This is a genomic window from Bradyrhizobium sp. IC3123, assembly GCF_020193625.1.
Lineage (GTDB): Bacteria > Pseudomonadota > Alphaproteobacteria > Rhizobiales > Xanthobacteraceae > Bradyrhizobium > Bradyrhizobium yuanmingense.
On the sequence record NZ_JADYVF010000004.1, the window covers coordinates 84,774 to 104,331 of the forward strand.

Here is a 19,558-nt window from a genome sequence, read left to right on the forward strand (position 1 = left end):
CCTGTATTATTGTGCAAAGTCTGGCAGCAAAGGCGGGGATGTCAATCGGGAACCGGGAAAGCAGCTATTGCTGCACCGCCCTCACCACGTGTCGATGCACGGCCGCTTCTTCGCCGTCCTCGGCTCGGGCTTCGGCACCGTGCGCAAGCCCGCCATGATCCAGCGCCGCGTCTCGGCCGGGTCGATGACGTTGTCGATCTCGAACACGGAGGCGATCGAGACCGCCTTGCCGTTGGCATAGAGCTCGGCGACCTTGTTGCGGTAATAGGTCTCGCGCTCCTCGGGATCGGCGATCGCCTCCATCTCCTTGCGGAAGCCGAGGCGGACGTAGCCCTCCAGGCCCATGCCGCCGAACTCCCCGGTCGGCCAGGCCGCGGTGAAGAACGAGGCGTGGAAGCCGCCGCCGATCATCGATTGTGCGCCGAGACCATAGCCCTTGCGCAGCACGATGCCGAACAGCGGCACGGTGAGGCTGGCGCCGGTCACGAACATGCGTGAGACGTGGCGCACGATCGCGGTCTTCTCCGCCTCGGGGCCGACCATGAAGCCGGGCGTGTCGCACAGCGAGACAACAGGCAGATCGAAGGCGTCGCAGAGCTGGAGGAAACGCGCAGCCTTGTCGCCGGCATCGGCATCGATTGCGCCGCCGAGATGGCGCGGATTGTTGGCAATCAGGCCGAACGGCTTGCCTTCGATTCGGATCAGTGCGGTGATCATGCCGACGCCGTAGTCGCGGCGCAGCTCCAGCACGGAATCCTTGTCAGCGACGAGGTCGATCACGCTGCGGATGTCATAGACGCGCAGGCGGTTCTCGGGGATGGCGCGGCGGAGCAGGCGCTGGTCAGCAGCCTCCCAATCCGCCACCGCACCCTGGAAATAGGACAGATATTTTTGCGCGACGCGGGTCGCTTCCTCCTCGTCCTCGACCAGGATGTCGATGACGCCGTTCGGGGACTGGAATGATACGGGGCCGACCTCGGCCGGATGATAGACACCGAGGCCGCCGCCCTCGATCATGGCAGGACCGCCCATGCCGATCGAAGCGTTCTTGGTGGCGATGATGACATCGCAGCAACCGAGCATCGCGGCGTTGCCGGCGAAGCAATAGCCGGAAACAACGCCGACGACAGGCACAAGGCCCGAGAGCCGCGCGAACTGCACGAAGGACGGCCCGTCGAGGCCGGTCATGCCGAGCCGGTCGGTGTCGCCGGGCCGGCCGCCGCCGCCTTCGGCATAGAACACCAGCGGCACGCGCCAGTCTTCCGCCAGCGTCAGCATGCGATCGATCTTCTTGTGGTTCATGTGGCCCTGCGTGCCCGCGAGCACGGTGTAGTCATAGGCGACGACGATGCAGCGCGCGCCTTCTGGCCCGAACTTCTCGGCATTGACCGTGGCGACTCCCATGACAAGGCCGTCCGCCGGCGTGTTCTTGATGAGATCGTCGAGCTTGCGCCGGCGGCGCTGCGCCGCGATCGCGAGACTGCCGTACTCCATGAATGAGCCGTCATCGACGAGCTGGGCGACGTTCTCGCGCGCGGTGCGCTGGTTGGTGTTGCGGCGGCGCTCGACCGCAGCGGGGCGGTTCTCGTCGAGCGTGTTGGCCTGGCGGGCGATCAGCTCGGCAAGATCGGGACGGATATGGTCGAGATCGATGTCGGCTTCCGCCGCCGCGCTGTCGGCGGCGACGTCGAGCGGCTCGAGATAGAGGATCGGCTCGCCATGCAGCAGCGTGACGCCGTCACCTGCGACGAGTTTTGTCACCCGCCCGCCCTGCTCGGCCATGACGAGGTGCTCCATCTTCATGGACTCGATCACGGCGAGTTGCTGGCCGGGGCGGACGATCTCGCCTTTCTTCACCTGGATGGTGACGATGGTTCCCTGCAAGGGGGCCGCGACCATCACCGTGCCTTCGGGTACGGCTGGCGCGACATGCACCTCCGCGCTGTGACCGGCGCCACGCTCGGCCGCGGCGAAGTAAAGCGGCTTGGCGGCACCATCCGATGCTTCCACGAGCCTGGCAATGTTGCGGTCGATGAAATCAGTCGCGATGCGGTTGGTCCTGAAATCGGGATGTGCGAGCACCGCCTGAAGAAACGCGATGTTGGTGACGACGCCATCGATCCGGAACTCGCGTAGCGCACGCGAGGCTTTCGCGACGACGTCATGCCAGGCCTCGCTCGGCGTGTGCACGATCACCTTGGCAAGCAGCGAATCGAAGGCCGCGCTGGTCTTGTAGCCGGCATAGCCGAAACTATCGACGCGCACGCCGGGGCCCGACGGCGGCTCGAATACCGCGAGCACACCGCCGGTCGGATGGGTGGCGCCTGACACGTCCAGCGTCTCCATGTTGACGCGCAGCTGCATGGCATGGCCGCGCGGCTTCGGGATCGATGCCTGCGCAAGACCGAGCGAGCTCAATGTGCTGCCTGCGGCGACCGCGAGCTGGGCGCGGACGAGATCGACGCCGAGCACCTCTTCGGTCACGGTGTGCTCGACCTGGAGCCGCGGGTTGGCCTCGATGAAGGCGAAGCTGTCCTCGGCGGTTCCGTCGACCAGAAACTCGAACGTGCCGAGATTGTCGTAAGACGCGGCGCCCGCCAGCTGCTTTGCCGCTTCGATGATGCGGCCGCGCAGGGCATCGCTCAATGACGGGCTCGGCGCCACCTCGATCAGCTTCTGGTGCCGGCGCTGGATGGTGCATTCGCGTTCCCAGAGATGGGAGATCGCACCATGGCGGTCACCGATGATCTGGACCTCGATGTGGCGCGCCTGCCGGATCAGCCGTTCGGCATAGACGCCCTCGAAGCCGAACGCCGCCTTGGCCTCGGACTGGCAGCGCGCATAGGCTTCCGCAAGATCGGACGCGTTCTCCACCACGCGCATGCCGCGGCCGCCACCGCCCGCCATCGCCTTGATCACGATCGCAGCATTGCTGCCGAGCGAGGTAAAGAATGCCGTGATCTCCTCGAGGCTCGACGGCCCGCTGGTGCCGGCAATGATCGGCACGCCGCAGCGTTTGGCCAGCTGACGTGCCGCAACCTTGTCGCCGAACAGCTCGAGCGCAGCCGGTTTCGGCCCAACGAAGGTGATTCCGGCGTCGGCGCAGGCTTTCGCGAATGCCGCGTTCTCGCTGAGGAAGCCATAGCCGGGATGCACGGCATCGCAAGCTGCGCTCTTGGCCGCCATCACCACGGCCTCGATGTCGAGATAGGCCCGTGCGCCGCGGCCGGGGATCTCAATCGCCTCGTCCGCAACGCGCCCGTGCAGCGACAACGCATCGTCGGCAGGATGGATCGCGACCGTTGCAATGCCGGCATCGGCCGCCGCGCGTGCGATGCGGATGGCGATCTCGCCGCGATTGGCGATCAGGAGCTTCTTGAACGACATCGTCTCTCTCACTGGACGGCAGGAGGATTTGGATTGAGGTCCTGCTTCCTGACCTTGCCCGTTGCCGTCAGCGGCAGCGCATCGATAAGGCGGACTTCCGGAACCTTGTAGACGGCCATGCGCTCGGCGCACCAGGCGCGCAGTTCCTGTTCTGAGACCGTGCCGATCGCTTCCGGCTTGAGCTGGATGTAAGCGACCGGCACCTGGCCCTTGTCCGGATCATCACGGCCGACCACGCCCGAGCCCAGCACCTTCGGATGCTGCCCCAGCAACGCCTCGATCTCCGGCGGAAACACGCTCATGCCCTTGACCTTCAGCATCTCCTTGCGCCGGCCGAGGAAGTGCAGAAAGCCGTCCTTGTCGATGGTTCCGATATCGCCGGTGCGCAACCAGCCGTCGACGAGCGATTCCGCCGTCGCCTCGGGCTTGTTCCAGTAGCTCTTGAGCAGCGACGGCGTACGCACGCGGATCTCGCCTTCGGCTCCCAGCGGCAGCAGCGCACCGGTCTCGAAATCGGTGATCTTGAACTCGGCGCCGGGGACCGGCAGGCCGACGAAGATCGGCTGGCTGTTGAGGTCGAAATCCCCGTCCTGAAAGCCAGCGGTGAAAGTATTGGAGGTGTGGGTCTCGGTCATGCCCCAGGCCGCCTCCATCAGGATCGTGCCGGTGAGATCCTTCCAGCGCCTGCGATAGCCGGCGTTGAGCTTCTTGACGAAGGAGACCACGCGCACCTGTTGCAGCGACGACAGGTCGAACTCGCTCCAGCGCGGATGGTCCATCATCTCGACCGCGCTGTCGACCGGCATCGCCGTCATCGTGACCTTGTACTTGTCGATCGCCGCCATCGCGCCGACAGCGTCCCAGCGCGCGAGCAGAACCAGCGTGCCGCCCGAGAACAGCGGGAAGATCAGACCGGAATTCTCGCCCGCAATCCAGAACTCCGGAAAGAACGACAGGAACACGCTGCTCTCATCCGAGGGAAACGAGATGCCGTAATTGGCGGCGGCCGTGTAGACCATATCGCGATGGGTATGGACGCAACCCTTGGGCATGCCGGTGGTGCCGCCGGTGTAATTGAGCGCGGCGACATCATCGAGGTGAGGCGGCGGCAGCGGGGTCGGTGCGGGCAGTGCCGCGAGCGCCGGCAGGAGATCAGTTGCGCCGGAGACCGCAACGCGCGGCGTGCGGATCGAGTCCGGCGCGGGAAACGCAGGCGCCGCCGGCACGACATCGGCGAAGCTGGTGACGATGATCTCGCGCAGGCGCACCTCGCCGCGGACCTGATCAACGATAGGCATGAGCTGGTCGAGCGCGACGATCACCTCGGCCTGGGTGTCGTTGACCTGGTAGGACAATTCGAACGCGCGCGACAGCGGGCTGATGGGAACGTGGATCGCGCCGAGCTTCAGGATACCGAAGAACACGACGTGGAATTGCGGGCAGTTCGGCAGGAAGACGGCGACGCGATCGTCCTTGCGAACGCCCTTTGCCTGCAACAGCGCCGCAAAGCGATCGCTCTTCTGATCGAGATCGGCATAGGTGGTCACATGCCCGTAGAAGATCACCGCGGGCCGCTCCGGACTCCGCTTTGCCCAGGTGCGCAGATATTCCGTCAGGGGAACTTCGCCGTGCAGATAGTTGGGCGAGCGCGGCAGGCCCTTCGGCCAGGCCTTGTCCCACAGGCCGCGCAAGGTGGCGAGGTAGTCATTCTCGTCGAGGCCCGTGTTCATGACGTCCTTCCCGTGTTGCTTTTCTTTTCGCGAGGGACGCAAGGCAGCATCGCTCGACCTCGTTACACGTCGAGCACCGCAGAGTTCATGTCAAGGAAAACAGTTTTCCGCAGCACGGCCGATGCCGCGGCGCGGAAAAACCGGGGCTACGCCGCGACGAGACGAATGATCCGTCGCACGGCAGATGGGATCGGGGCGATGATTGGCGCCGCGAACATTGGCTGAAGCTCGCGCGCCGCTTCACCCAGCGGCCCGCCGCCGATGATGACCGCTTCCGCTCTGTCTAGCACAATGCAGGCCTCAACCGCGCCGGCGAGCGCTGCGCGCAGCTGCGCCGGATCGCGCATCAGCTGTTGCGGATCACCATCGGCGAAGCGCGTGCCGGTGTAGCTCGCGCGCAAGCCCAGCGTATCAGGCAATGCATCGATCTTCGCTTTCAGCAACGGCGTCGTGGTCGCCACGCCGAACCGGCGACCGTTCCCGGCGGCTTCCAGCATCGCGGATTCGCCGATGCCGACGGCGGGCAGCTTCATCGCCGCCTTGATTCCGGCGAGGCCAGGATCACCGAAAGCCGACACGATGACGCCGTCGCACTCGCCGTCACGGAGACGCGCGATCTCCTCGACCTCCAGCGCAGCCGCCTCCAGCGCGTCCGCCGAGACGATCATCGTGGGCGCACGCGTTGCCGTGGCGCCGACGATGTCGAAACCATCGGTGGCAGCGGACCTTGCGATCGCCACCATCATCGTGGTGGTCGCCTCGTTGCTGTTCGGATTGATCAGGAGGATGCGCGCGCGTCGATCGGAGTTTTGGCCCATCCTCCCGTTATACTAAGCCGCCCGCACGCCCGCAACGAAGGCGCTGACCTCGTCCTGCAGCGATTGCAGCTTGTGCGTCAGCCGGCCGCTCGATTGCAGTACGAGGCCGGCGGCCTGTCCGGTCTCGGCCGTCGCGTCGGTGACGCCGGAGATGTTGTGCGAGACCTGGTCGGTGCCGGAGGCCGCCTCCTGCACGCTGTGCGCGATCGCCTTCGTCGCGGCGCCCTGCTCCTCGACCGCGGCGGCGATCGACGAGGAGATCTCGTTGACCTCCATGATGGTGGCGCGGATGCTCTCGATGTTGCCGACGACCTGATTGGTCTCGGCCTGGATCGCGGTGATCTGCGCGCCGATCTCGTCGGTCGCCTTCGCGGTCTGACTCGCCAGCGACTTCACTTCGCTCGCGACCACCGCAAAGCCCTTGCCGGCCTCGCCCGCGCGCGCCGCCTCGATGGTGGCGTTGAGCGCGAGCAGATTGGTCTGCGAGGCGATCTGGTTGATGAGGTCGATGACCTCGCCGATCTTGTGCGCGGCGGCGGCAAGGCCCTGCACGGTGTCGTTGGTGCGCTGGCCGTCGGCGGCGGCCTTGTCGGCGACCGTCGCGGCCTGTGCCACGCGCTGACTGATCTCGGCGATCGAGGCCGATAATTCGCCGGCGGCGGAGGCCACCGTCTGCACGTTGCTCGAGGCCTGTTGACACGCGGTGGCGACGAAGCTCGCACGGTCACTCGCCTTGTTCGCGGTTTCCGACATGCCCTGCGCCGCCTGCTGCATCGCGCGGGCCTCGTCGAAGACGTCGCGAACGACGGCCTGGACGCTCGCCTCGAACTTGCCGGCGAGATCGGTCATGGTCTTGCGCTTCTCCTCGTCGGCCTTCTGCTTCAGCTCCTGCTGCTCGGCATGCATCCGGCTCACCGCCGATGCATTGTCCTTGAACACGGCGAGCGCCTTGGCGAGGCCGCCGACCTCGTCGCGGCGGTGGGTGTAGGGCACGTCGAAGGCGCTGTCGCCGGCGGCAAGGCGCTTGGTCAGCGCGGTGATCCGGGCCAGCGGCCGGGTGACGCTGCGGCCGATCAGGAAGGAGGCGCCGAGCACCACGACCAGCACAGCGAGACAAATATAGGCGAAGGTCATCGCGTTCTGGCGGAAGGCGGCATCGACGTCGTCCAGATAGATGCCGGTGCCGATGATCCAGCCCCAGGGCGCAAAGCCCTTCACATAGGAGATTTTCCCGACCGGCTGGTCGAAGCCGGGCTTCGGCCAGAGGTAGCCGTAGAAGCCCGCACCCTGCTTGTTGACGACGTCAACGAAGCCCATGAACAGCGCATTGCCGGCGGGATCCTTCATCCCGGAGAGATCCTTGCCGTCAAGCTCGGGCCTGATCGGATGCATGACCATCTTGGGGGTCATGTCGTTGATCCAGAAATACTCGACCCTGTCGTAGCGCAGACTCTTGATCTCGGCCATCGCGCCGGCCTGCGCCTGCTCGCGCGAGAGCTTTCCTTCGCTCTCGAGCTTCTGGTAGTGCGCCAGGATGCCGTAGCCAACATCGACCATCTGCTGCGTCTTGGCCTGACGGTCGGCGACCATCTGCGTGCGCAGGGTCGAGAGGGCGACCGGCGCCAACGCGATCATGCCGAGGAGGCTGATGCCGACAATCAGGACCAGCTTGAAACTGATGCGGGAGAAAATCATCGGTGCTCACAGGAATTGGAAGGGCTGATATGCCAGATTATCCCGCGTCTCTTAGCAAAGCTTTAAGCATTCGGGTTCCCGAACCCCGGAGTTTCGCGGGAAGCGATGCCGGCACGCTCGTATGGCCCACGAGACAAGCGAGACCGACCTCACCCGAGATACGAATTCTTCCAATCTAGAACACCTCGACATCGCCTCTCCGCGCGTTGACTTGGAGAGCTCTCTGGCAGAACGATCGGCGCAGATCATCCGCGCCAGCGCTGGCGTGAGCGCAGCCGGAGGCCAGAAGCACAATGCATCGATCGACATACACCAGGCCCGTCGATCTTCCTGCGCTGAGCGCAGCGGAGCGTCTCTTCATCTGGGGATTTCGGGCGAAGGCGCGTAGCGGAAGCGCCGTCCCGACGGCGGCCGATATCCAGCAGGTGTACGACCATTTTCGCGTCGGCGATGCCGTGCTGTCGCTGGATTCCATCATCGAGATCTTTGCCTGCACCGCGCATACCGCGATCGAAGTGCACTGCCCCACCTGTCCGCGCATGTCCGACAGCGAGCGCGGAATCTTGCGCGCGATTGCCGCGGCCCAGCAGGACCGCGTCGATGTCGCGCGCGAGCAGTTCGAGCGCTGGCTGCCGCCGATCGGCGCCGATTGGGCGCTCGCGCCGCTCCTGGGGCTTGCGACGATCTTCCGCATGGCCGGCCTCGTCCTGCCCGACCGGCACGTGCAGCCTGTCGAGCATGACGGGATGTTGGCGATGAAGAGCTGGTTCGTGGGCAGCGCGACGTTGCATTGACGAGATCGTTCACGATGCGGGCCAGTTGCGATTCCGAGCCGACGTCGGACGCTGGTGAGCCGCTGCTCTGTCCACTCGAGGCCGCGCTTGCGACCCGGCCGGACATCGACAGCTACGATGATTTTTCCCGCCTCGCGCTGGCGCTGCTCCGCTTCATCGGAGCGGCCTATGCGACCGGCGCATCGGATTGCTGGGAAGCGGCCTATCGCTTTGCCGAGGAAGCGCCCGGCATTGCCGACAGCCCGCTGCTGGTCGCGCGCGCGGCCGCGCTCGTCAGGATCCTGCGCAAGGAGCGGCCCTGCGAACTGTGCTTCATGCCGCCGTCCTGCAGGCGGCTTTCCAAGGACGAGGCGGAATTGATGCGACTGCTGGCGGTCGCGCGCCGCAAGCAGCCGGGCGAGCTCGAATCCACCGTTGGCCAGGTCGTTGGATCCGGCAGGGAGGATGCTGCGACACGCGCGGTCAACGCGCTCGCCCTGTGCTGACACCTATCCGCCATTCCTGCCGAGCACGAGATCGATCGTGTGCGCGGCGATCTTGCGCAATTGGGGCTCGTCACCGAAGGCACGCTCGAGCACGGCGAGGCCGCGCGTCACGGTGACGATGTGCAGCGCCGCAGCCGCGGGATTGCCGTCGAACTCGCCCCGCGCCGCGCCAGCGGCCAACGTGTCCTGAAGCAGTGCGGTGATGCGCGAGATCAGGTTCGCAAAAGCCTGGCGCGCGTTGTCGTCGAGCCCCTCGCCTTCGGCGCCGCCGAGCTCCATCAGCCCGCGCGTCGTCGGACAGCCGCGCGGCGGTGTGCCCGAGCGGAAATTGGTGATGGTCAGATCGAAGAACGCGGTGAGGCGCTTGCGCAAGGAACCTGCCCCGAGCGCCTTTTGCAGCTTGGCGAGATAATCCCCCGCGTAGCGTTCATAGGCCTGCAGGAATAGCGCCTCCTTGCTGCCGAAGGCATTGTAGAGACTCCCGCGCTGGACCGCCGCATCGCGCGCAATGTCGGACAGCGAGGTGCCGCGCACGCCCTTGCGCCAGAACTGGTCGAACGCGATGCGCAGAACCTCGTCATGATCGAACTCGCGCGGTCTCAAGCTTGGCTCCGCAAAGTATTTGACATGACGTCAAGAACATGCTTTCTCGACATCGTGTCAAAAACTGATCAAGATTGATAGTCCGTTTTTCTCAATTGGCCGAGCCGGCGGCGTTCACATCGCCGTGTCGGCCGGGGCCGCATGCAAAGGGCCGCGTGATGCCTCTCCTCCACATTTCGATGCGCGCCGGTAAGCCGCAAAGCTACCGGCAGGCGATTCTGGACGGACTTTACCGCGCGATGCGCGACGCCCTGAACGTGCCCGAAGGCGATGCGTTCATGGCCATCACCGAGCATGAGCCGGCCAACTTCCGCTGCGGCAATGCCTACGGCGTCGAGCGCAGCGAAGACGCCCTGCTGATCCAGATCACCGTGTTCGCCTCGCGCACGGCCGAGCAGAAGAAGGCGCTGTATCGCCGGATCGCCGACCTGCTCGGCGAGAACCCGGGGATCAGGCCCGAGGACGTGTTCGTCAACGTGCTCGACGCGCCCAAGGAGAACTGGTCCGTCGGTCACGGCATCGCGCAGTTCGCGTGAGGTGCACGGCGACGGATTGCCGGTCGAAGACTGAGATTCAGCGTCCTGCATGCGCACCGTGGTGACGGTGATACGCGCTCGGGGTAGGCCAGGTCCAGCCTTTCAGGGCCGTTCGATCCGGCTCGAAGATTTCGATCTTGAGCGGATGGCATGCCGCGGCATCGCTGGAATGGGTTGCGCTGCAGTCTCCACCCGGACAGGCCGACAGCGCGCCGAGCAGGTCGATCTCCGCGAAGAGCTCGATGAAGTCGCCGGGGCGGACCGGACTTGCCTTCATGAAATATTGGTGCGTGTCCCTGGTGAAGCCGGTGCACATGAAGACGTTGAGCACGTCGTGGACATGATGCTCCACTGCGGCCGGATTCGCCTTCAATTCGATGGCGAGGGCGCGGGACAGGTTGGAGTGGCAGCAAAAATCGTAGGCCGTGCCGTTCAGCAGGAGATTTGTATAGGGATCGCAGCGCGTGCCAATCACATCGTGAATGCCGGCGCCGTCGGCGTCGAAGCCGTACCAGCCGAGCGTATCGTGGCTGATGGTCGCCATCGGCCGAAGATAGGGCATATTGCTCCAGAGCCGGTCACCGATGCCGACATGCGTGCCATGGAGCGCCCGCGTCTTGCCGCTGAAGAAGCGCTCGGAGAGATCGTCCGCGTTCCAGATATTGAGGTCGCCGACCTGAGGGCCTTCGATGCTGACGATGCGGAAGAACTGGCCGCGCGCCACGCGAAAGGCACGGGCATCGCGCGGCGGCACGACAAGCTCGTGCGTCTTGACCGCAGCACGGCGGGCTGCTTCGAGCGTAGCCATATCCGGCCCGGGCATCGTCCCGGCCGGATAGACGATGGCCGGCTTGGCAGCGCGGCGCGAGGCGGCATCAGCGGGGGCGAGTGGCATATTTGGCGGCATAGTTCGGCCTCGGATCGACTCGGCAAGAGGAGAGGTGGTGGCTAATGGCGGAAGCGGTTGACCCTACCCCCTCACCTCAGCCGCCGGCAACGCACGCCTCCATGACTTCATCGAGCTCCGCCTTCGAGAGCATGCCAAGCTCGGCAATGAAGACGATGCGCGTCCGCGCCGCGCCCGGTGTCGGCGCATCGCCAGGCGCCAGGGTCGCGCGGCCGGCGGCGAACTGAAACACCATCGTGCGGCCGGGCTGCTCGAGCGTCTCGAACAGGCCCTTGGCGCGCGCCAGCTTCGGTGCAAGGCGGCTGATGGCCTGCTGCAGGCGCGGCAGCGAGACCGGCTTATCCGAGGTCCAGCTCAGTGCCTCGAAGCGCTCCTCCGCCGGCCGTTTCGGTCCCACCTCGCGCGGCGCCGGAGCGCGGTCGGCACCGGCGGGAAACAGCAGCGCGGGCGGAATCTCGCCGTGCTGTGCCTCGACCACCACCGCGGGCACGCGCTGGGCGCGAATGGCGTCACGCATCCGCACCCCCGCGCCCGCGCCCACCAGATCCAGCTTGCTCAATGCCACGATATCGGCGACGCGCAGCTGCGACCGCATCAGCGCGTCGTCCAGAGCCGAAGGCGGTGTCCCTGCGTCCAACACGCAAAGCACCGTCTCCAGCTGCGCCTCGCGCAGGATCACGGGGTCCATTAGGTTGCGCACGATGTCGGCGGGATCGGCAACGCCACTGGTCTCGATGACGATACAATCGGGCTTGGGATCACGCCGCAGCAGCGTCCAAAGCGTGCGGAGCAGATCGCCCTCGAGCGAGCAGCAGATGCAGCCATTGGCAAGGCTGACCACGCCGTCGCTCGCACCCGCGATCAGCTCCGCATCGATGTTGATGGCGCCGAAATCGTTGACGACGGCAGCGATCCGCCGCCCCTCCGCATGCGCCAGCAGATGGTTGACGACCGTGGTCTTGCCGGCCCCCAAGAAGCCCGTCACCAGGAGAATGGGGACCGCCATGGATCAGCCCTCGACGATTGGGCGGCGCACGGGCCTGCCCGGCCGCGCGGTCACATCGAGCATGCCGTCGCTGATCAGCACCTGGCCGCTGACGACAAGATGCCGGACGCCCTCAGAGGGCCGGTTCATCGCGGTGAAGGTCGCACGGTCCGAGAGCTTCTCGTAGTCGAACACGACGATGTCAGCATCCGCGTCCTTGGCGAGCCGGCCCTTGCTCCGCATCGCCGGCGTGCTCTGCGAGAGGATCTCCGCCGGGATCAGCGCGCATTTGCGCACGCCTTCCAGCAACGACACGGCTTTACGCTCGCGCACCCATTCACGGATGAACTTCGTGAAGCAGCCGGCCGAGCGCGGATGCGAGGTCGCATCATCCGGCAGCGGCCAGGCATCACCGGTGTAGGTTGAGCCGTCCGACAGCGTCCACGGCATCGCGTCGGAGGCGATCGCCCCGCCGGGATACAGCACCGACATATCGAGCAGGTCGCGGTGGTGCGCATTGTTCTCGGTGTCGAGAATGTGCCAGAGCACCAGCGAGGACGGCTCCTCGGCCTGCGCCTTCAAGAGCTCCTCGCGGTCGTGGAAGCGGTAGCCGTCGGTGACGCGCTGCACGGAATCGTAACCGGTGCCGTTGCGCTCGACGAACTGGGGATCACTGAAGAAGGCCGCGGCCAGTACGGTCGAGCCGGTGCCGTAAGGATAAGCCTCGACCGTGATCGGCAGGCCCTGTCCTTGCGCCTTCTCGATCAGCACGCGGCAACGCTCGACGTCGGTCTTGCTCGACGAGTTGAAATGGCAGATGTGCATGTGCGCGCCGGTGGCGCCGGCATAGCCGATCAGGCGGATATAGGCTTCCACTGCGCTCTCGGGATCGATGCGCGACATGAAGGCGACATGGGTGAAGGTGGGGACGTCCTGCTTCGCGGCCAGCTGGCACACTGCGGTCAGCTCCTGCACGCCGGCGCCGGGCGCATAGGCGTTGAGGATGCCGATGCCGATACCGCCTTCGTTGAGGCCGCGGGCCAGACGCTCGAGAATGCCCGAGACCTCCGCATCGGTTGCGACATTGTCCATCCAGCGGCGGTCGCGCATGGCGTTGCCGAACGCTTCCAGCGAGCTCTCCGCGTTGGAGCCCGTCATCGCGCCGATGCGGGCAAAGGCCCAGTTGGTGGCCGCGCCATAATTCAGCACGCGGCCCTTTCGCGCCTGGCGCTCATACCAGGACCCGACCGGCAGCACGCCGGCCTCGAGATCGAGGGTGGTCGTGACGCCGTCGAACGCCTGCATGCGATCGGCCGGGATCGACTGGCCATGGGCATGCAGATCGATGAAGCCGGGCGCCACAACGAGGCCGGTGGCGTCGATCACCCGCTCGGCGCCGCCGAGGCCCGTGCCGACGGCGGCGATCTTGCCGTCCACGACCGCCACATCCCCAACGGCGTCCATCCCGCTCGCGGGATCCACCACCCGGCCGCCAGAGACCACCAAACCGCTCATCTCGTCACTCCGAAAAGCAAATTGCCAGAATTTCCGAAGGCCCGGCAGCAGCTTCGGAGGCGCATCGGCGCGCATAGTGCATATTCTCGTGAGAACGACCACCACCACTGATGCCGATGCAGCATGCTTGCAAGAAGTGTATCGGACCGGAGCCCAACAATGCCGCTGCGTCAATCCGCCGATCCAATCGGCATACCCTCGCGTTCTCGCGGCTTGATCCGCCCGAGCTATGCTCCGCTTCACACACCCCTCAAGGAAAGGGCGCAGGGAAGACCGGGCGCCAGCTGGCACCCATAAGACCCCTGCGCTGAACGAATGCACACGCAGTGCACAGGGGAGACACAGGGCAGCCGAAACCAGGCCTTCCCTGCGCGATGGTTTGACGGCCTATGCCGCGCTCTCCCGGGAGCCGAGTTCCTTGTGGCCTCCCTCGCCTCCGCAAAAGTCACGGCACCGCGCCGGTTGACGCGATGACGTCTTCGCCAAGGCTTGACCGTAGCAACGACGGCCAGGACCACACCGTTTCGCCGTACGCAGGGGCGCCGTTCGTCTTCGCGGGTCCCGCATGCTCACGAGGTTCATCTCGCCCTGCACGCGCAAGCTCCGCCTTTAACGCCGCCCGCGTCCACCGCAACTTCCAGCCCGCGCTCGAAACGACGTACGACCGCCCCTTGGTGGGCTGGAATGGCCGATACATACGACAAATCCGAATTTCGGTAAAGTGGAATATTTTTGGCGGGAGGGGTTGACAGCGGATCGGTGTGTTCTGCCGTCGACGCCGGGGCAGTTGCCTTCTGGACACGGCGAGGGTTCATTGCCTCGAAGGACGATCCGCTTATACTGTTCGGGCCGATTGCAGACATTGCGGCGTCGGTCCATTGGCAAGGTGTCCAATGCGCGTGAAATTCGGAGACATCCTCCAGGCTTTTGAGTTCGCCGACATCAGCGGCGTTGTGGAGTGCCGCACCTTCGTCTGCAGGCAGACAAGAAAGATCTACTACCAGTTCGATCAGGACGACCTCCAGAGCTCGAGGACGACGAACTGCCTGACGATATCGAGGACGAGACCAAATACTTGCAGATCCCGAACTCACGAGACCTCGACCTCGGCAAGCCTCTCGTGATTGCCTTCGTCCGCGAGTTCCTGCCGAACGATCTGGACGACGTTCGCTATATTTCAGCAAACGTGGCGCCTATCAGAAGTTCAAGGGCCTGCTCTCCCGACGGGGAGCGATCGATGCTTGGCATGACTACCGCAACAAAGCGAGGGAGCGGGCATTGCGCGAATGGTGCGAGATCCAGGCAATCGAGATCACCGACTGACCCGCCATTCACTTGAAGGCCACGACATGCGCGAGGCGGCTCCGCCGCGATCTCGCCCCCATTGTCATTCAGAGAGCAGATGGGGCGATGCTGTCGGGGGCAAAGTTCCCATGGGTTCCCAGTGATAGGCCGACGTCTTCTCCAAACAAATCATTCCATGTCGCGCCGCGCTCTCATCGGCGGTCTCCTGTCGACGGGTAGCGCGCTGGCGCTTGGCGGATGCGCTGGCCTCGGTGCGACCGGCGCGCGCTACGACGCCTCCTCGCTCTCCGTCGACCCGACATTGCTTGTCGTCACCACGCGCAAGCCCGTGAACGGTGCTCGCGCAAAACCCTGGTTCGGGCCGGAGCGTGCCGCAAGCATGACGGTCGCGCGGGCGAAGCTGACGGCGCCGGACGAGAGCCGACTTTCCCTCGCCTCGGTCGGACTCGAGAACTGGCGTCTCGACCGGATCGAGCCGGTCCCGGCCGACGCCGGCGATCTCGCTGCGCAGGCCGGCGGCGGGGACGTGCTGATCTATGTGCACGGTTTCAAGCAGACATTCGAGACGGCGGTGCTGGATGCAGCCCACCTTTCCGATGGGATCAAGTTCCGCGGCCGGACCATGGCGTTCTCCTGGCCTTCCAAGGCAGGACTGTTCGACTACGCCTATGACCGCGACAGCGCGATGTGGTCGCGCGATAATTTCGAGCGCGTGCTCTCTGCGCTGGTGTCGGCGCCGGGGGCGGGGCGCGTGCACATCGTCGCCCACAGCATGGGAACCATGCTGACCCTCGAAAGCCTGCGCCAGCTCCATGGGAGATACGGCGACACGGTGACGAGCAAGATTGGCGCGGTGGTGTTTGCCGCGCCCGACATCGACATGGACGTGTTCTCGTCGGCGATCCAGCGCATCGGCCCTCTCGCCGGCAAGATCACGGTGATCGCCTCGACCAACGATCGTGCACTGGCGCTGTCGGGGCAGCTCGCCGGCGGCATGACCCGCGTCGGCGCGGCCGAGAAGGCCGCCATCGCAGGGCTCGGTGTGCGCGTGGTCGATGCCTCCCAGGAAGGCTGGGGCATCATCAACCACGATTTGTTCCTGTCTAATACGGAAGTGCAGCGGGTGATCCGCCGCTCGATCGACGGCACGACGGCGTAGGAGAGCGCCGAGCCACGCGAAAAGCCTGCTCCTGCCCACACCCGTTGCGGCTCCGAGGGGAATTGCATTGCAGCTTGCGGATGGAAGACCTATGTTGGGTAGCTAGTCAGGCAGCCGCCCATCGAATGGCGAGAGTCTGCAGGATCGCCTCACGGTGGATGGTTTCCATTCCGCATCGGAGGTGATGCCATGGCCATTGCTCCCACCCTCCAGAAATACCTCGCCGCTGAGAACATCCAGTACGAGGTGATCCCGCACGAACTCAGCATGACGTCCGCCCGAACGGCGCAGGCATGCCATATCTCCGGCGATCGCCTCGCCAAGGGCATCGTGTTGCGGCGCGACGGCGGATACATGCTGGCCGTCTTGCCCGCATCGCATCACCTCCGCCTGTCGGACCTGAGGACAAGCCTCGGCGACAATGTCCACATGGCCAATGAAACCGAGATCAATCGGCTGTTCAGCGACTGTGCACACGGTGCAGTTCCTGCCGTCGGCAAATGCTACGGATTGGATATCATCGTCGACGACAGCCTCGAGGCACAGCCGGACATCTATATGGAAGCCGGCGATCATGAGACGCTGCTTCACATGGGTCACGCGCAGTTTGCGCGCCTGACGGCCAACGCACCACACGGCCGCTTCAGCGCGCATGACTGAGGACCTGTGCGCCGCCCATTGTCCTTGCGGCCCTGGGCGGGAACTCTAGCCGCAAGTTCGCCGTCATACCGTTCCGCAGGGTGGCGAAAGTGTCTGCGCTTTGTCTGGTCGGAGTTCGGAAGATGGGGGTGCCGCTGCATTGCATCAACGCACTTGAAACCCACGAACGGAGGCTCGCCATGAAAGTCAAAGACGTGATGCACAAGGGTGTCGACTGGGTCAGCCCCGACACCCCAATCACCGAGATTGCCAAACTGATGCGGGCACATGACATCGGCTGCATTCCGATTGGCGAGGATGACAAGCTGGTCGGAATGGTGACCGACCGCGACATCGTCTGCAAAGGACTCGCGAGCCACAGCTTCGATGCCGGCCGCGCGACGGCACGTGACGTGATGACCGAGGGCATCCATTGCTGCCGCGAGGACGATGACCTCGCCAAGGCGATGCATCATATGGAGAAGCTGCAGGTCCGCAGGCTGCCGGTGATCAACAAGAGCAAGCGGATGGTCGGCATCATCAGCCTGGGTGACGTCAGCCATTCCTCATCGGGTGACATGCTCACCGAGACCGTCAGAAGCGTTTCGGCGCATCACTGAAGTTACCGCCAAAACGTATGGCCACGGCTCCTCTCGCGATCCCCCCGAATAGGGTTGAGGGGGAGCCCGAGTCATGCGCTCGTGGTGCAACTATCGCGCGGCGCAGAAGCGACGACGCGATGCGGCTCATTTTGCGCCGGAGTGAATGCAAGTTGCGCCGGAACGGATGCAAGGCCCGTTCACTCGATCACGTCATCATCGATGACGCTGCGACGCGCAACCTACCACGATGTGTTTCTTTCGAATGCGGACGTGCAGCGGGCGATCCTCCGCTCGATCGACTGCACTACCGCGTGAAAGAGCGCCTGCGCGGCGTCGGGCTACGCGATCAAGCGCTGCACCAATGCCGACTCGCTCGAATACGTCAGGAGCGCCTCGTGAGTTGCCCGGGTCACCCCGACATAGGTCAGCCGGACACATTCCTCGACGGTCTCGCCGTGGCGGCCGAGCAGGCCCAAGCCGGCGATGGCGACGCAGGGAAACTCCAGCCCTTTCGCGCTGTGCATGCTCAGGAATCGCACGGCGACCCGCTTGACCGAAACCCGGTTGCGATTGTCCTTGGCGATGTCGATCGGCGCACCATGCCCGGCGAGAATCTGCGCAACCCGTCCGCCGATCCAGTGCTCCGGGTAGAGACACGCCATCTGCGACCACTCGTAGCCGGCTTTCTTACGGTCGAGAAACCACTCGGCAACGCAGTGAGCTTCCGCCTCGATGCTCACGCACCGCCGCACATCCGGCTCCAGTCCCTGCCGACCCGCATCTTCGGGCAGCAGGATGGCGTGCTCGTCGTCGGCCGTGATGCCGGGAGCGCCGATGACGTCCGCGGCGAAGCGTCTCGCGAAGGCAACGATTTGGGCGGTGTTGCGATAGTTCACCTTCAGTACGGTCGTTCTGCCCTTTGCTTCAATGCCGAGCTGGCTCCAGACCGGCCGTTCACGCCCCTTATAGATAGCCTGGATATCGTCGTAGACGACCATCAGCGCCTTGGTGCGCGGGTTCACCATCTTGGCCGCAAGCGCGAGCCATTGCGGTTCGAAGTCGTGCGCCTCGTCGATCAGGACCGCGTCGTACTGCTCCGCCGGGATATGGCCGTGATCGACCGCCTTCACGACCTCTGAAACGCTCGCAGCCAGGCGCTCCGCGTAGTCCGGATAGTCTCGCTCGGATGGGGCGGTAATCCCGTACGTCCGCAGCATCCGGTAGCACCACGAGTGGAAGGTGAGAACCTGAACGCGGTCCTCGACGCCCCTGCTCTGCATGGCATCTTCAAGCCGGCCGGCGATGCCGTTGGCGTAACACAGGATCAGCACCGGCTTTGCCGCCGCACGTGCCAGATACTCGGCGCGAAAAGCGAGGATCAGGGTCTTGCCCGATCCGGCGACGCCGCGAATGATGCGATGCCCCTCGCCCAGGCTGCGCGCGAACTGCTCCTGATGAAGGTCCATGACCGCGAGCGTCCGATCCGAAGAATCGGCGCGAGGCGCATCGTCCAAAGGCAGGGCAATCTGTCGTATCCGAACCTCCGGAAACAGCAGCGCGCGCAGGCGGTCGAATTGCGGCATGGACAGCGGCTCTTCGAGACGCGGATGAACCATGCGCCACAATTTCGACCGGAATTCCTCGGGGTCCGCGCCCTCGGTCATCTCGTCCTTGAACAGGCAGAGATGCCCGGAGAACACCTCCTTGAGATCGGTCTGATCGAACTGCTTGCGGGTGATGTTAGTGAACACGGCCCCGAAGCCGAACGGAACGATGGACCGGCCCGCGAGGCGATGTCCCGCCGGAAACAACAATTGCCCGTCGCGCTCCAGCGTGCGCACGACCTCGAATGTATATTTGCGAGCCTGCTCCAGCGGATTGCTTTCCCGCACCACACCACGACTTGTCAGCAGTTCGACCTTCGTCTTGTCGGCCGACACGATCGTCTCCAGGCGCCAATCCTTCACCTCGAGCACGAGCAGGCCGTTCGCGGGATGAATGATGATGAAGTCCGGATGCCGGTTGCGAGGCCCGACAGGCAGGTTGTGCCAAACGACGGCGTTCTCCTCGAGGAAGTCCTTCAATCGTTCCGCCAGTCGTAGCTCACCACGGCTGTCGAAGCGCGCGAAGCCGAGACTCGGGATCAGGATAGCCATGTCACGACCGCGAGCACCATTTGCGGACCACCTTGTGAGGCAAAGTGCAACAGGGCGGTCTCTCCAGGCTGACATGGTCGCCTAGAGTGTGCAGGTTTTCAATGGCTTAGGATCAGCTGGCGCTCCCTAGGGGAATCGAACCCCTGTTTCAGCCTTGAGAGGGCCGCGTCCTAACCGCTAGACGAAGGGAGCGTGAGGGCTAGCCAATAGCCTCGAAATTTGTCCGCCGCAAGGACCCCGAG

The 19,558-nt window shown here is 64.8% G+C and carries 15 protein-coding genes and 1 tRNA gene; 6 read left to right on the forward strand and 10 right to left on the reverse strand.

The annotated features are described in order from the left end of the window. Window positions 1–81: 81 nt before the first annotated feature. From I6F20_RS14645 to I6F20_RS14660, 4 genes are all read right to left on the reverse strand, one after another. Window positions 82–3,387 carry an acetyl-CoA carboxylase family protein gene (locus I6F20_RS14645; protein ID WP_225126723.1) on the reverse strand — a complete coding sequence of 1,102 codons (3,306 nt, stop codon included), beginning with the start codon at window positions 3,385–3,387 and terminating at the stop codon, window positions 82–84. A gap of 8 nt (window positions 3,388–3,395) precedes the next feature. Then, entirely contained in the window at window positions 3,396–5,117 is a 1,722-nt protein-coding gene (locus I6F20_RS14650; RefSeq protein WP_225126724.1) for an AMP-binding protein, read from the reverse strand. A 146-nt stretch (window positions 5,118–5,263) separates the two neighbouring features. Then, window positions 5,264–5,935 carry an aspartate/glutamate racemase family protein gene (locus I6F20_RS14655; protein WP_225126725.1) on the reverse strand — a complete coding sequence of 224 codons (672 nt, stop codon included), beginning with the start codon at window positions 5,933–5,935 and terminating at the stop codon, window positions 5,264–5,266. A gap of 12 nt (window positions 5,936–5,947) precedes the next feature. Further along, window positions 5,948–7,630 carry a methyl-accepting chemotaxis protein gene (locus I6F20_RS14660; protein WP_225126726.1) on the reverse strand — a complete coding sequence of 561 codons (1,683 nt, stop codon included), beginning with the start codon at window positions 7,628–7,630 and terminating at the stop codon, window positions 5,948–5,950. A gap of 293 nt (window positions 7,631–7,923) precedes the next feature. On the opposite strand from I6F20_RS14660, the gene I6F20_RS14665 reads away from it, so the two are divergent. Together I6F20_RS14665 and I6F20_RS14670 are read left to right on the forward strand one after the other, a co-directional pair. Then, a complete protein-coding gene (locus I6F20_RS14665; RefSeq protein WP_225126727.1) occupies window positions 7,924–8,424 on the forward strand; it encodes a hypothetical protein in 501 nt (166 codons plus the stop codon). Window positions 8,425–8,438: 14 nt separating this feature from the next. Then, complete coding sequence (locus I6F20_RS14670) at window positions 8,439–8,909, forward strand: hypothetical protein (RefSeq protein ID WP_225126728.1); 471 nt, start codon at window positions 8,439–8,441, stop codon at window positions 8,907–8,909. 3 nt (window positions 8,910–8,912) lie between these two features. Here the strand turns inward: I6F20_RS14670 and I6F20_RS14675 are convergent, their stop codons facing one another. After that, on the reverse strand, window positions 8,913–9,512 hold the full coding sequence (locus I6F20_RS14675; protein WP_074447723.1) for a TetR/AcrR family transcriptional regulator: 600 nt from the start codon (window positions 9,510–9,512) through the stop codon (window positions 8,913–8,915). Between the two features lie 158 nt (window positions 9,513–9,670). On the opposite strand from I6F20_RS14675, the gene I6F20_RS14680 reads away from it, so the two are divergent. Next, on the forward strand, window positions 9,671–10,048 hold the full coding sequence (locus tag I6F20_RS14680; protein WP_225126730.1) for a tautomerase family protein: 378 nt from the start codon (window positions 9,671–9,673) through the stop codon (window positions 10,046–10,048). A gap of 37 nt (window positions 10,049–10,085) precedes the next feature. Here I6F20_RS14680 and I6F20_RS14685 read toward each other — a convergent pair whose 3' ends face one another. The 3 genes from I6F20_RS14685 to I6F20_RS14695 all read right to left on the reverse strand — a co-directional run bounded on the left by I6F20_RS14685 (window position 10,086) and on the right by I6F20_RS14695 (window position 13,530). Then, a complete protein-coding gene (locus I6F20_RS14685; RefSeq protein WP_518513057.1) occupies window positions 10,086–10,943 on the reverse strand; it encodes an urea carboxylase-associated family protein in 858 nt (285 codons plus the stop codon). An 88-nt stretch (window positions 10,944–11,031) separates the two neighbouring features. After that, a complete protein-coding gene (locus I6F20_RS14690; RefSeq protein ID WP_225126734.1) occupies window positions 11,032–11,961 on the reverse strand; it encodes a CobW family GTP-binding protein in 930 nt (309 codons plus the stop codon). 3 nt (window positions 11,962–11,964) lie between these two features. Then, a complete protein-coding gene (locus I6F20_RS14695) occupies window positions 11,965–13,530 on the reverse strand; it encodes an amidohydrolase family protein (RefSeq protein ID WP_275945381.1) in 1,566 nt (521 codons plus the stop codon). A 1,405-nt stretch (window positions 13,531–14,935) separates the two neighbouring features. Here I6F20_RS14695 and I6F20_RS14700 point away from each other — a divergent pair. The 3 genes from I6F20_RS14700 to I6F20_RS14710 all read left to right on the forward strand — a co-directional run bounded on the left by I6F20_RS14700 (window position 14,936) and on the right by I6F20_RS14710 (window position 17,178). Then, window positions 14,936–15,919: an alpha/beta hydrolase gene (locus tag I6F20_RS14700; RefSeq protein ID WP_225126735.1), complete on the forward strand. Its 984-nt coding sequence runs from the start codon at window positions 14,936–14,938 to the stop codon at window positions 15,917–15,919. A 189-nt stretch (window positions 15,920–16,108) separates the two neighbouring features. After that, window positions 16,109–16,579 (forward strand): aminoacyl-tRNA deacylase, encoded by a 471-nt coding sequence (locus I6F20_RS14705; RefSeq protein WP_036009608.1) that lies wholly within the window; start codon window positions 16,109–16,111, stop codon window positions 16,577–16,579. 179 nt (window positions 16,580–16,758) lie between these two features. Further along, window positions 16,759–17,178, forward strand: coding sequence for a CBS domain-containing protein (locus tag I6F20_RS14710; protein WP_036009620.1), 420 nt, complete (start codon window positions 16,759–16,761; stop codon window positions 17,176–17,178). A gap of 320 nt (window positions 17,179–17,498) precedes the next feature. On the opposite strand, the gene I6F20_RS14715 is transcribed toward I6F20_RS14710, so the two are convergent. Together I6F20_RS14715 and I6F20_RS14720 are read right to left on the reverse strand one after the other, a co-directional pair. Further along, window positions 17,499–19,316: a DEAD/DEAH box helicase gene (locus tag I6F20_RS14715; protein WP_225126737.1), complete on the reverse strand. Its 1,818-nt coding sequence runs from the start codon at window positions 19,314–19,316 to the stop codon at window positions 17,499–17,501. Between the two features lie 117 nt (window positions 19,317–19,433). Next, window positions 19,434–19,508: transfer RNA gene (locus I6F20_RS14720), tRNA-Glu, on the reverse strand. Window positions 19,509–19,558 lie beyond the last annotated feature (50 nt).

Coding starts and splice junctions, on each gene's coding strand:
- I6F20_RS14665 (WP_225126727.1), top strand. CDS start 7,924: ATGCATCGATCGACATACACCAGGCCCGTCGATCTTCCTGCGCTGAGC.
- I6F20_RS14695 (WP_275945381.1), bottom strand. CDS start 13,530: ATGCGCGCCGATGCGCCTCCGAAGCTGCTGCCGGGCCTTCGGAAATTC.
- I6F20_RS14650 (WP_225126724.1), bottom strand. CDS start 5,117: ATGAACACGGGCCTCGACGAGAATGACTACCTCGCCACCTTGCGCGGC.
- I6F20_RS14655 (WP_225126725.1), bottom strand. CDS start 5,935: ATGGGCCAAAACTCCGATCGACGCGCGCGCATCCTCCTGATCAATCCG.
- I6F20_RS14705 (WP_036009608.1), top strand. CDS start 16,109: ATGGCCATTGCTCCCACCCTCCAGAAATACCTCGCCGCTGAGAACATC.
- I6F20_RS14660 (WP_225126726.1), bottom strand. CDS start 7,630: ATGATTTTCTCCCGCATCAGTTTCAAGCTGGTCCTGATTGTCGGCATC.
- I6F20_RS14690 (WP_225126734.1), bottom strand. CDS start 11,961: ATGGCGGTCCCCATTCTCCTGGTGACGGGCTTCTTGGGGGCCGGCAAG.
- I6F20_RS14700 (WP_225126735.1), top strand. CDS start 14,936: ATGTCGCGCCGCGCTCTCATCGGCGGTCTCCTGTCGACGGGTAGCGCG.
- I6F20_RS14685 (WP_518513057.1), bottom strand. CDS start 10,943: ATGCCACTCGCCCCCGCTGATGCCGCCTCGCGCCGCGCTGCCAAGCCG.
- I6F20_RS14710 (WP_036009620.1), top strand. CDS start 16,759: ATGAAAGTCAAAGACGTGATGCACAAGGGTGTCGACTGGGTCAGCCCC.
- I6F20_RS14670 (WP_225126728.1), top strand. CDS start 8,439: ATGCGGGCCAGTTGCGATTCCGAGCCGACGTCGGACGCTGGTGAGCCG.
- I6F20_RS14715 (WP_225126737.1), bottom strand. CDS start 19,316: ATGGCTATCCTGATCCCGAGTCTCGGCTTCGCGCGCTTCGACAGCCGT.
- I6F20_RS14645 (WP_225126723.1), bottom strand. CDS start 3,387: ATGTCGTTCAAGAAGCTCCTGATCGCCAATCGCGGCGAGATCGCCATC.
- I6F20_RS14680 (WP_225126730.1), top strand. CDS start 9,671: ATGCCTCTCCTCCACATTTCGATGCGCGCCGGTAAGCCGCAAAGCTAC.